Origin of the sequence: Pseudotenacibaculum haliotis (assembly GCF_042684245.1) — a bacterium.
In the GTDB taxonomy this organism is placed as follows: domain Bacteria; phylum Bacteroidota; class Bacteroidia; order Flavobacteriales; family Flavobacteriaceae; genus Polaribacter; species Polaribacter haliotis_A.
On sequence record NZ_JBHULH010000009.1, the window covers coordinates 1 to 12,167 of the forward strand.

Annotated in this window: 9 protein-coding genes; 6 read left to right on the top strand and 3 right to left on the bottom strand. The window is 35.6% G+C overall.

The genetic code is table 11. The features are described 5' to 3' along the window. Positions 1-96: 96 nt before the first annotated feature. The 3 genes from ACFSRZ_RS13270 (at position 97) to cmk (ending at position 2,693) form a co-directional block, all read left to right on the top strand. A complete protein-coding gene (locus tag ACFSRZ_RS13270; protein WP_379667051.1) occupies positions 97-897 on the top strand; it encodes a tRNA pseudouridine(38-40) synthase TruA in 801 nt (266 codons plus the stop codon). Positions 898-972: 75 nt separating this feature from the next. Further along, a complete protein-coding gene (porQ, locus tag ACFSRZ_RS13275) occupies positions 973-1,998 on the top strand; it encodes a type IX secretion system protein PorQ (RefSeq protein ID WP_379667052.1) in 1,026 nt (341 codons plus the stop codon). Continuing rightward, positions 1,998-2,693, top strand: coding sequence for a (d)CMP kinase (cmk, locus tag ACFSRZ_RS13280; protein ID WP_379667053.1), 696 nt, complete (start codon positions 1,998-2,000; stop codon positions 2,691-2,693). The genes porQ and cmk overlap by 1 nt, the downstream gene beginning before the upstream one ends. Here cmk and ACFSRZ_RS13285 read toward each other — a convergent pair. Both ACFSRZ_RS13285 and ACFSRZ_RS13290 read right to left on the bottom strand, forming a co-directional pair. After that, on the bottom strand, positions 2,679-3,308 hold the full coding sequence (locus ACFSRZ_RS13285; protein ID WP_379667054.1) for a 7-carboxy-7-deazaguanine synthase QueE: 630 nt from the start codon (positions 3,306-3,308) through the stop codon (positions 2,679-2,681). The two genes, cmk and ACFSRZ_RS13285, sit on opposite strands and share 15 nt — an antisense overlap. A 1-nt stretch (position 3,309) precedes the next feature. Continuing rightward, positions 3,310-3,762 carry a RidA family protein gene (locus tag ACFSRZ_RS13290; RefSeq protein ID WP_379667055.1) on the bottom strand — a complete coding sequence of 151 codons (453 nt, stop codon included), beginning with the start codon at positions 3,760-3,762 and terminating at the stop codon, positions 3,310-3,312. A 213-nt stretch (positions 3,763-3,975) separates the two neighbouring features. Here ACFSRZ_RS13290 and rpsA point away from each other — a divergent pair, with 213 nt between their 5' ends. Next, complete coding sequence (gene rpsA / locus ACFSRZ_RS13295) at positions 3,976-5,799, top strand: 30S ribosomal protein S1 (RefSeq protein WP_379667056.1); 1,824 nt, start codon at positions 3,976-3,978, stop codon at positions 5,797-5,799. Positions 5,800-5,853: 54 nt separating this feature from the next. Here rpsA and ACFSRZ_RS13300 read toward each other — a convergent pair whose 3' ends face one another. Next, a complete protein-coding gene (locus ACFSRZ_RS13300) occupies positions 5,854-9,150 on the bottom strand; it encodes a S41 family peptidase (RefSeq protein ID WP_379667057.1) in 3,297 nt (1,098 codons plus the stop codon). A 148-nt stretch (positions 9,151-9,298) separates the two neighbouring features. On the opposite strand from ACFSRZ_RS13300, the gene glmM reads away from it, so the two are divergent. Then, on the top strand, positions 9,299-10,690 hold the full coding sequence (glmM, locus tag ACFSRZ_RS13305) for a phosphoglucosamine mutase (RefSeq protein ID WP_379667058.1): 1,392 nt from the start codon (positions 9,299-9,301) through the stop codon (positions 10,688-10,690). A 2-nt stretch (positions 10,691-10,692) separates the two neighbouring features. Next, positions 10,693-12,165, top strand: a complete 1,473-nt coding sequence (locus ACFSRZ_RS13310) for an aminotransferase class V-fold PLP-dependent enzyme (protein ID WP_379667059.1) — start codon at positions 10,693-10,695, stop codon at positions 12,163-12,165. Positions 12,166-12,167: the final 2 nt, after the last annotated feature.

Below are 12,167 nucleotides of genomic sequence, written 5' to 3' on the forward strand. Positions count from 1 at the left end.
TTTGTGGGAGAGTAGGTCGCTGCCTTTCTTTTTAAAAAACCTCAGTTAGCAATAACTGAGGTTTTTTTATTGCCCAATTTTAACGTACTTCGCGCTATGAACTACCAAAAAAGCTACCTTATTCATCTTCGTTTTATTGGATTTAGATTTCATGGATGGCAAAAACAGCCTAAATTGAAAACTGTTCATTTTGTATTAGACAAAACACTAAAGTTTGTCTTAGGAGATATTAGATTTAAAACCATCGGAGTTGGTAGAACAGATGCTAAAGTGTCTTCATCAAATTATCCAGCTCAACTTTTTATAGATGAACAGATAGATATTCCGTCTTTTATAGACTCTTTCAATCAAAATTCGCCATCTGATATAGAACTACTTAAAGTACAGGAGATTATAGATGCTTCTTTTAATATTATTCAGCATGAAAAAGTAAAAGAATACCATTACTATTTCTCTAATGAAGGGAAGAACCATCCTTTTTGTGCTCCTCTCATGACTGGGTATTCTAATTTGGATATTGATCAAATGAAAAGAGCAGCTAAATTGTTTGAAGGAACACATTATTTAGGCTCTTATTGCACAAAACCAACCAAAGAGACAAAACTGGTAAGAACTATAGACAGTTGTGAAATACTTGAAAATACGACATTAAAAGCTGATTTTTTTCCGAACAAAAGCTATTTTTTGAAGGTAAGAGGTAAAGGTTTTTTAAGGTATCAAATAAGATTGATGATGGGTGCACTTATTGAAGTAGGGAAGGGAAATATTGATCTGCATGATATTGAAGAATCTTTGAAAGAAACAGAAGAACGTAAAGTTTTACACAACATTGCTCCGGGTTCCGGACTACAATTATTTTCTGTTGAGTTTAAAGACTTAGATAACTATATCTTATAGTTTCTTTTACACTGTATAAAATATTAGAAAAATTATTCGTTATAATTTATATTTCCCCGTTCTTTGTCTGGATTTATGAAAATACTACGAATAGGCCTTTTATTGATCATCTTTTCTAACACAGTTTATGCGCAAGTTGGCGGTGAAAGTGTCTTTCAATTCTTGAATTTGACATCTTCTTCAAGACAAGTGGCATTGGGAGGAGAAGTTCTTACTTTGATAGATGACGTAAATCAACCTATTTGGAATCCTTCAGTGATCAACGCTGAATTAGACAAGCAACTTTCTGTAAATTATACCAGTTATTTAGCTGACATTAATATTGGTTCTGCATCTTATGCTCACGTAATTAATAGGCGATTTGGAACTATTCATGGAAGCATTAAATACCTTAATTACGGTACATTGATAGAAGCTGATGAGAATGGAAATGAAACTGGGACATTCAAAGCAAGTGATATAGCAATTTCAGTAGGGTATGCTTTCAACCTTCCATGGACAAACATCTACATGGGATTCAACATGAAGTTGATCAATTCAACAATTAGTAACTTCACATCTAATGGAATTGCAGCAGATGTAGGAATTTTATACTATAGCCCTTACAAACCCTATTCTTTTACGATAGTTGCTAGGAATATGGGAGCGCAAATTCAATCTTTTGACGGAACCAACGAACGATTGCCATTGAAGGTAGCCATCGGAGCATCGTATCGATTAAAATATGTGCCTTTAAAATGGCACATCACTTTAGATAATTTACAACAGTGGAATTTAGCAGTTCCAAACCCGTCCAATCAAACGGTGGATCTTGAAGGAAATGTTACAGAGGAAAAAATTTCGTTCTTTAAAAATGCCATCAGACATTTTGTGATAGGAGCAGAGTTATTTCCGGAAAGTGCCATAAATTTGAGGGCTGGATATAATTTTAGAAGAGCTAGCGAATTGAAACTCCAAAATGCCAGATCCTTTAGTGGAATTTCTTTTGGTTTTGGAATTAAGATGAACAAACTAAGGTTTAATTATGCTTTTTCAAGGTATCATGCAGCTACAAATACAAGTACATTTAGTTTACAAATAGATTTAGATAAGAGGAGATAATGAGTAAAAAAATTACGATTGCTATTGACGGTTTTTCATCAACAGGTAAAAGTACTATTGCAAAACAATTAGCCAAAGAGTTAGGATATGTGTATGTAGATAGTGGTGCTATGTACAGAGCAATGACGCTTTTTGCTATGAATGAGAATTTTGTAAGTGAAAACCATCTGAACAAGAACTCTCTTTTAGAAAATTTAGATAAAGCAACGTTACATTTTCAATTCAATGAAGCATTAGGCTTTGCAGAAATGTATCTGAACGATGTAAATGTGGAAAAAGAAATCAGAACCTTAGAAGTTTCGAATCTCGTTAGTAAGATTGCGGCTATCTCTGAAGTAAGAAAAAAACTGGTTGCCATTCAAAAAGAGATTGGTAAAAACAAAGGGGTAGTAATGGATGGAAGAGACATTGGAACCGTAGTTTTTAAAGATGCAGAATTGAAGTTATTTATGACTTCGTCAGCAGAAACCAGAGGAAAAAGACGTTATGACGAGCTTATAGAAAAAGGAGATGCTGTTACTTATGAAGCTGTTTTAGAGAACGTAGTTGAACGAGATAGAATAGATACAACAAGAGACGACTCTCCATTAGTAAAAGCTGATGATGCTATAGAAATAGACAATTCAGATCTTACAAAGGAAGAACAGTTTGAAAAGGTATTGAAATTAGCGAACGAAAAGCTAAGGGATATTTAGGTATTTATGAGTTTGTAATGAAACTTTCCACTTAGGATTGTCCATTACATAATCAACGATCATAGGAGTCATTTTTTCTTTTTTACTCCATTCAGGTTGTAAAAAAAGCACACAATCTTTTCCAACTTTAGAAGCTTGTTCTTCGGCAAATTTGAAATCATTCTTATTATGAATGATCATTTTTAATTCATCTGCTTGTTCATAAACTTCATCTAAAGGAAGTTTTGTTTTTTTAGGAGATAGGCAAAACCAATCCCATGTACCTGAAAACTGATAAGCTCCTGATGTTTCGATATGTGTTTTTACACCTTGTGATTGAAGTGTTTTTGTAAGGTAATCCATAGACCACATCAAAGGTTCTCCACCAGTTATAACTACTGTGTCGGAGTATTTTTTTGCATTGCTTACAATTTCATCAGCTAAGGTAGGAGGGTGCAGTTCTGCGTTCCAACTTTCCTTTACATCACACCAATGACATCCTACATCACATCCTCCCACACGAATAAAATAAGCAGCTTTTCCTGTATGAAAACCTTCTCCTTGGATGGTGTAAAATTCTTCCATCAAAGGAAGCATCTTACCTTGATCTATTAATTCCTGTACTTCTTGCTTCATGTTATTTCTTTACAGCAACCACCTCGATTTCTATCTTGGCGCCAGCTACTAAATCGGCTGCAAATGTAGTTCTTGCAGGCTTATTATCCTTGAAAAAAGTGCGATAAACTTCATTCATTGCCGCAAAATCGTTGATATCTGAAAGGATGACTGTACACTTTAGTACATGATTCATATCAGAACCGTTGGCTTCTAAAACATCTTTGATGTTGATGAGTACTTGCCTTGTTTCAGCTTGAATACCACCTTCAGCCATTTTTCCGGCTTTATGATCTTTACCAATTTGCCCGGTCAAGAATAAAAGCCCTTTATATTCTGTTGCATCAGAAAATGGAGCACTATGTCGACTTTCGTATTGAGATTTAATGAATGTAGGAGTTGATTTTTGTTCTGTTTGACAAGATGATAGAATACTAATAACAAAGAGTAAACAGATGATTTTGAATGCTTTCATGGGTTTTTGTTTGAAAAGTCAAAGATAAGAAGAAGAAAAATCAATTTAAAAAGGCGTAAAAGCTTAATAATCAATAGAATTTTGTACATTTGCACTCCTTTTTACGAGAACAGATTAGAAAAAGGATTAGAAATTTTTGAAACAAGTTTAATTTCTCTTTGCGTTATTATCGTTAATAATCTGGATAGCAATAAGATACAAAATATTTTCAGCATGTCTGAAGAAACAAAAAACACTGAAGCTCAAGTTGAAGCTACAGAAACAAAAGAAGTAGCTACTGAAACTGTAGCAACTCAATCTCCAGAAGAATTTTTAAGCAACTTTGATTGGCACAAATACGAAGAAGGTATTGAGGCTGTTGATGAGTCAAAATTAAAAGAGTTTGAAAAAGCTTTAGAAGGAACTGTTGGTTTCGTAAAAGAGCGTGATGTAATTGAAGGGTTAGTTGTAAGATTAACTGACAGAGACGCTATTATCGACATCAACTCTAAATCTGAAGGAGTTATCTCTTTAAACGAATTCCGTTACAATCCTAACTTAGCTGTTGGTGATAAAGTAGAAGTATTAGTTGACAAGAGAGAAGATAGTACTGGACAATTAGTATTATCTCACAAGAAAGCGAGAGTAATCAAAGCTTGGGAGCGTGTAAACAATGCACACGACACAGGTGAAGTTGTAAACGGATTTGTTAAGTGTAGAACAAGAGGTGGTATGATCGTAGACGTTTTCGGAATCGAAGCGTTCTTACCAGGATCTCAAATTGATGTGAAGCCTATCCGTGATTACGATCAATATGTAGAGAAAACTATGGAATTCAAAGTTGTTAAGATCAACCACGAATTCAAGAATGTTGTAGTCTCTCACAAAGCATTAATTGAAGCTGATATCGAAGTTCAAAAGAGAGAGATCATCGGTCAATTAGAAAAAGGACAAGTATTAGAAGGAGTTGTGAAAAACGTAACTTCTTATGGAGTATTTGTTGACTTAGGAGGTGTTGATGGATTAATCCACATCACTGACTTATCTTGGTCTAGAATCAACCATCCAAATGAAGTAGTTGAGTTAGATCAAAAATTAAATGTTGTAATCTTAGACTTTGATGATAGCAAGTCTAGAATTCAATTAGGATTAAAACAATTATCTGCTCACCCATGGGATGCTTTAGATTCTGAATTAAAAGTTGGAGATAAAGTAACAGGAGAAGTAGTTGTAATTGCAGATTACGGTGCATTCGTAGAAGTTGCTGAAGGTGTTGAAGGATTGATTCACGTTTCTGAAATGTCTTGGTCTACTCACTTACGTTCTGCTCAAGATTTCGTACAAGTAGGAGACAAAGTAGAAGCTCAGATCTTAACATTAGACAGAGAAGAGCGTAAGATGTCTTTAGGTATTAAGCAATTACACCCAGATCCTTGGACAGATATTACTACAAAATATCCAGTAGGTTCTACACACACAGGTACAGTAAGAAACTACACTAACTTTGGAGTATTTGTTGAGTTAGAAGAAGGAATTGACGGATTAGTATACATCTCAGACCTTTCTTGGACTAAGAAGATCAAGCACCCATCAGATTTCGTAACTGTTGGAGATCCATTAGAAGTTCAAGTATTGGAATTAGACGTAGAAGGACGTAAATTAAACTTAGGTCATAAGCAAACTCAAGAGAACCCTTGGGATGCTCATGAAGCTACGTATACAATCGACTCTATTCACGAAGGAACAATCAAAGAGAAAAATGATAAAGGAGCTGTTGTAGCATTTGCTGACGGTGTTGAAGGATTTGCTCCAGGACGTCATTTAGAAAAAGAAGATGGTTCTAAATTTGCAAAAGGAGATACTGCACAATTCAAAGTAATCGAATTTAGCAAAGAGTACAGAAGAGTTGTTGTATCTCACACAGCAATCTTTAGAGAGCAAGAGAAGAAAAATATCAAGGCAGCTGCTAAGAAGTCTGCTGAAGTAGAAAAAACTACTCTTGGAGATATCGGTGGATTAGCTGATTTAAAGAAAAAGATGGAAGAAGGTAACAAGTAATTGTACCCTTTCAAGAAATAGAAAAGCCCTTGCATTTGCAAGGGCTTTTTGTTTTTAATTTCCTTTCGCCGGTTTAGAAAACGGCGGAGGAGTTACTTTCTTTTTAGCTGGTAGCATTTTTAATAATTCTGCTACGGCTCTTTCTAGCTGAGGATCTTTTCCTTGTGATAAAGACAAAGCATCTTGTCTTACTTTAATGTCCGGAGCAATTCCTTTGTTTTCTCCAATCCATTCATTCTTATTAGGATCAAAAACAGCATTGTCAGGAGCTGTTAAAGAACCACCATCAATCAATCTATAATGTGTAGAAGATTTTACCAATCCTCCCCAGGTTGTCATTCCAATTAACTTTCCTGCGTTTTGTTGTCTGAATACCCAAGGGAAGAAATCTCCTCCAGAACCTGCAAGTTCGTTGATCAATAAAACTTTAGGTCCTAAAATTCCAGCAGGCAAACGCATATGAGTAGGATTAGGAACCTCGTTTGTAAGACCAGCTCTTAAGCTTCTAGTCATTAGGTCTACCATATAATCATCTAACAAACCACCACCATTAAAACGCTCATCAATTACAGCGCCTTCTTTGTCTTGCTGTGCAAAATAATAACGATTGAAAGAAACATATCCAGGTCCTCCGGTATTAGGCACCCATACATACCCTAATCTACCATTAGAAAGTTTGTCAACCATTCTTCGGTTGTCTTCTACCCAAGTACGTTGTCTTAATGAATTTTCACTACGTATAGGTACAACTATTTCTTTCCAAGAACCTTTAAAGTTAGGCTCACTATTAATATGTAATACAGTTTGCTTACCTCTAGTTCCATCTAAATGCTCGTAAATGTTATCATTGGTAGTAATCTCTTTTCCATTGATTCCAACAATGTAGTTTCCATTTTTTATATTCAATCCCGGAGCATCTAAAGGTCCTGATAAACCAGGGTTCCAGCTTTCAGTTGTATAAATTCTTTGTATTTTCCAACGATTGTTATCAGCCTTAAGGTCTGCTCCTAGCATACCTATTTGCGATCTTTCTACACTCGGGAAATCACCGCCTCTTACAAAACTATGTCCAACAGAAAGCTCTCCATTAACTTGGTCTAATACATAGTTTAAGTCTGATCTATGCTTTATGAATGGAACCAAAGGAGCATATCTTTTGTATACAGCTTTCCAATCTCTACCATGCATATTTGGATCATAGAAATAGTCACGTTCATACCTATATGCCTCTTCAAACATCTGCTCCCATTCTGCAAGGCGATCCAACTTCATTTGAAGGCTTACTGACATTGTTTTCCCACTCTTTCCACTAGGTCCGGCTGCATTGATTACTTTCCAAGAACCACGAACTCTCGCAAGCATGTGCTTTCCGTTTGAAGTTATGGTAATACTACTAGTACCCGATAAGAAAGGCTTTGCCTTTTGATCTCTCAATGTATATTTTTGAATAGAAGGGCCGGTAGGTCCGCTTCCAGCAATGAAAACACTTCCTTTAGGCCCGGCAACCAAATACCTGTAATTTCCGGAACGAATTCCTAGAGGGAAAGTTCTACGCGCCAAACCATCAAAATCAATGGTCATGGCTTTTTTAGAAGCCTCTTTTTTCTTTGGGTCTTTTTTCTTACTTCCTTTCTCTTTACTCTTTTCTCCTTTTCCTTTACCCTTAGACTCTTTCTCTTTTTTTACAGCCTCTTCATCACTTTTAGGTTTAAAAGGAGAATCATCTTTTTTATCTAAGTTCATCACATAAGCAGCATAACTAGGATCTGCGGTCATTGCACTTGTATTTGCCCAACCAGAACCTAGTGCCACATTGGTACTAGCCAAGAAGTATAAGTGCTTTTTGTCTAAATCCCATACAGGAGAAAAAGAATCAGCAAAAGGATCAGTAATCGCTCTGGTAGTATTAGATTTTAGCGACCATACATAAATCTGTCTAAAGTTATTCTGAGCAGATTTCTCATACGCAATCCAATTAGAATCAGGAGACCAATTCAAACCAATTCTAGAACGCTCCAAATTGTTTCCTCCCGTATCTATTGTTTGAATCTTTTTTGTTTCTAAGTTTACTACACGAAGTCGAACATCATCGTCTACAAAAGCAATGTATTTTCCATCTGGAGACCAAGTTGGATTCCAAGCCATTTTAGATTCACCGATAGAAATTTTTGTATGCTCAGATGTACCGTCTTGATTAGAAAGGTATAGTGCATATCCTTTTCTTCCTTTATCAGAGAACCAAGCAATTTGATCACCTTTAGGAGACCAAATAGGAGCACGGTCTGCTGTTCCAGAGCTTTGAGTAATATTTCTGGCATCTCCGTTTTTTACAGGAATTGTAAAGATTTCTCCACGAGATTCCATAATAGCTCTTTTCCCATTAGGAGATAATGAAGCAGATCTTGCAGATCTAGAGACATTCTGCCATTTTGTTTCTGTCCAAGGAAAATCTCCTACAACTGTAATCTTTAATTTCTTTGACTTTTTTGAACTGATATCATAAGTATAAATGTATCCATCTCTTTCGTAAGCCAGTGTATTCTGATCTCCCGATAACCATTTGATATCAGAACCTTTGAATTTTGTAACTTGAGTTAAACTCTTACTCTTGGTATTGTACTTCCAAATGTTCATGACCAAATCTCTGTCAGATAAGAAATAGATATCATCTCCTAACCATAAAGGTTGAACGTCTGTTGTATTCTTATGAGGTAGAAGCGTTTCTTTTGATGTTTTAAGATCTAGAATGATTAAAGGTGTATTTTGACCACCTCTATAAGCTCTCCACTCACTATCCCAACGACTCATTTTATCGATGGCAATTTGTTTTCCGTTAGGAGATAAAGATCCATCATATCCCCATTGAGCAGACAATAGACTAGGAGCTCCTCCTTTAACAGGAATTGTCCATAATCTGTTGTAAGGTCTTGGTGCAGTTTCTCTAGAACTAGCATACAAGACAGATTTCCCATCTTTTGTCCAACCCCTAACGCTAGATCCATTTGGATGCCAAGTCAATCGCTTTGACTCTCCACCATCAATAGAAACAATATAAACAGAGTTTGTTCCTGATCTGTTTGATGAGAATGCGATCCACTTTCCATCTGGTGATAAATAGGGATTAGATTCTACTGCAGGGGTACTGGTAATTCTTTTGGCAGAATTGCTTCCTAAGGAATTGATCCAGATATCGCCACCATAAGCAAAAACAACATGATTAGAGTTAATATCAGGTTGTCTTAATAAACGTGTTTCTTGTGCTTGTACGCTTAAAGCGCTCAAAAACAGTAAGAAACTAAAAGAAAATAAAAACTTATCAATAGATAAGCTTTTTAAATTTTTATAAAGCATGATTTAAAGTTTGATTAACCTTCTAAAGGTAAGAAAAAACAAACCCGGCAAATGTTAAAAAAGTGTTGATTATCTAGCTGATTATTTCGAATTAAGAAAATGAATTCTTTGGAAAAAAATTATCTTTGTTGAGCTCAAAAAATAAGAAATGACATTAATTAAATCGATATCAGGAATTCGCGGCACCATTGGCGGAAATGTAGGAGATAATTTAACCCCGTTAGATGCTGTAAAGTTTGCTTCAGCTTACGGGACATTTATCAAGAAAAGACATGCAAATAAAGATCAAATTACCGTAGTTTTAGGAAGAGACGCCAGAATTTCAGGAAAGATGATCAGTAGCTTAGTGGCGAATACTTTGGTTGGTTTAGGAATTGATGTTGTTGATTTAGGATTGTCTACAACTCCAACCGTAGAAGTAGCTGTTCCTTTAGAAAAAGCTGAAGGAGGAATCATCTTAACAGCAAGCCATAACCCAAAACAATGGAATGCCTTGAAGTTATTGAATGAGAAAGGAGAATTCTTAAACGGAAAAGACGGTGAAGAAATACTTGCTATAGCAGCAGATGATGCATACGATTTTTCAGAAGTAGACGACTTAGGTACTTATAGTAAAAAACCGGGGTACATCAAGAAACACATTCAAGAAGTATTAAATCTTGAGTTGGTTGATGTTGAAGCTATCAAAAATGCTGGTTTTAAAGTAGTGGTAGATGGGGTAAACTCAACAGGAGGAATTGCAATTCCTGCATTACTAAAAGAGTTGAATGTAGAATGTGTAGAATTGTATTGCGAGCCTAATGGTCATTTTCCACATAATCCAGAGCCTTTAAAAGAACACTTGACAGATATTTCAGAATTGGTTGTAAAAGAAAAAGCAGATTTTGGAATTGTAGTAGATCCAGATGTAGATCGTTTAGCTTTGATTTGTGAAGATGGTTCTATGTTTGGAGAAGAATACACATTGGTAGCCTGTGCAGATTATGTGTTAGGAAAAATGAATGGAGGAAATACAGTATCTAACTTATCATCATCCAGAGCATTAAGAGATGTGACTCAAAAGCACGGAGGAACTTATACAGCCAGTGCAGTAGGTGAAGTAAATGTGGTACAAATGATGAAAGATACCAACACTGTTATTGGTGGTGAAGGTAATGGCGGAATTATTTACCCTGCTTCTCATTATGGTAGAGATAGTTTGGTAGGGGTTGCTTTGTTCTTATCACATTTAGCACATAAAAAGATTTCTTGTAAAGAGTTAAGGGTAAGTTACCCTAGCTATTTTATGAGTAAGAATAAAATTCAATTAACACCACAGATCAATGTAGATAGTATCTTGGAAAATATGGCTGATAAATATGCCAATGAAGATATCAATACAATTGATGGTGTAAAGATAGATTTTGAAAAAGAATGGGTACATTTACGCAAGTCAAATACGGAACCTATTATTCGAATTTATACCGAAAGTGATTCGCAAGAAAATGCTGACGCATTAGCAGAAAGAATTATTAATGAGATCAAAGAAATTATAGCATAGTTATGTCTTCTTCATTAGAACAATATTTTAAACCGTTTAGAGATCAGATCATAGGAATCGATCAAACTTTTCATTCCCCATACGGACTACAGAATTTAATCTATACAGACTGGACTGCCAGTGGAAGATTGTATCGTCCTATTGAAGAAAAATTGATGAATGAATTTGGACCTTTTGTAGCTAATACGCACACAGAAACGTCTACTTCAGGAGCAGCCATGACATTGGCTTATCATGAAGCAAGAAATATCATCAAGAGACATGTCAATGCAAACGAAAATGATGTACTGATTACAGAAGGTTCGGGAATGACCGGAGTAGTTAATAAATTTCAAAGAATTTTAGGACTAAAAGTTTCTGAGAATCTAAAAGATCATACAAGCATACCTGAAGATATCAGACCTATTGTTTTTGTTTCTCATATGGAGCATCATTCCAATCAAACATCTTGGTTAGAAACCATTGCTGATGTAGAAGTTGTACCATGTAACGATGCAGGGTTGGTTTGTATGCATAAGTTTGAAGAGTGCATTCAAAAACATCAACATAGAAAATTAAAGATTGCTTCTGTTACCTCTTGTTCTAATGTAACAGGGATCAAAACACAGTATCACGAAATTGCCAAACTGATCCATAAATACAACGGACTTTGTTTTGTTGATTTTGCCTGTTCAGGACCTTATGTAGATATTGATATGCATCCGGAAGATTCAGATGCTTATTTGGATGCTATTTTTATGTCACCGCATAAATTCTTAGGAGGACCGGGAAGTTCCGGAGTATTGATCTTCAATAAGAAACTGTACAAGAATGTAGTGCCGGACAATCCGGGAGGAGGTACAGTAAGTTACACGAATCCTTGGGGTGATCATGATTATTTTGATGATGTAGAAACAAGAGAAGACGGAGGAACTCCGGCTTTCTTGCAAACCATTAAGATTGCACTATCTATTCAGTTAAAAGAACAGATGGGTACAGATATGATCAAGAAAAGGGAAGATGAGATGAATGTGAAAATGTTTGAAACATTAGAATCAATCCCTAACGTACATATATTGGCTCCTAGGCATAAAGAACGCTTAAGTATCTTCTCATTTTATTTAGAGAATGTTCATTTTAACTTAGTTGTAAAGTTGTTGAATGATCGCTATGGAATTCAAACCAGAGGAGGTTGTTCATGTGCAGGAACCTATGGGCACTTCTTATTGAATGTAGATCAAGAAACTTCCTATAGTATCAAAGATCAGATCCAAGAAGGATGCTCTACAGAAAAACCGGGATGGATTCGTTTATCAATTCACCCAACAACTACTGATGAGGAATTGGATTTTATCTGCAATGCTCTAAAAGAACTATGTGCTAATATTGATGAGTGGAGTAAGGATTACAGATATGATCTAAGTAAGAACGATTATGTGCATACTTCTATAGCACCGGTAGAGCAGAAGCTGGTAGCAGACTGGTTTAAAGTATAAGC

Coding starts and splice junctions, on each gene's coding strand:
- porQ (WP_379667052.1), top strand. CDS start 973: ATGAAAATACTACGAATAGGCCTTTTATTGATCATCTTTTCTAACACA.
- ACFSRZ_RS13310 (WP_379667059.1), top strand. CDS start 10,693: ATGTCTTCTTCATTAGAACAATATTTTAAACCGTTTAGAGATCAGATC.
- rpsA (WP_379667056.1), top strand. CDS start 3,976: ATGTCTGAAGAAACAAAAAACACTGAAGCTCAAGTTGAAGCTACAGAA.
- ACFSRZ_RS13285 (WP_379667054.1), bottom strand. CDS start 3,308: ATGAAGCAAGAAGTACAGGAATTAATAGATCAAGGTAAGATGCTTCCT.
- cmk (WP_379667053.1), top strand. CDS start 1,998: ATGAGTAAAAAAATTACGATTGCTATTGACGGTTTTTCATCAACAGGT.
- ACFSRZ_RS13300 (WP_379667057.1), bottom strand. CDS start 9,150: ATGCTTTATAAAAATTTAAAAAGCTTATCTATTGATAAGTTTTTATTT.
- ACFSRZ_RS13270 (WP_379667051.1), top strand. CDS start 97: ATGAACTACCAAAAAAGCTACCTTATTCATCTTCGTTTTATTGGATTT.
- ACFSRZ_RS13290 (WP_379667055.1), bottom strand. CDS start 3,762: ATGAAAGCATTCAAAATCATCTGTTTACTCTTTGTTATTAGTATTCTA.
- glmM (WP_379667058.1), top strand. CDS start 9,299: ATGACATTAATTAAATCGATATCAGGAATTCGCGGCACCATTGGCGGA.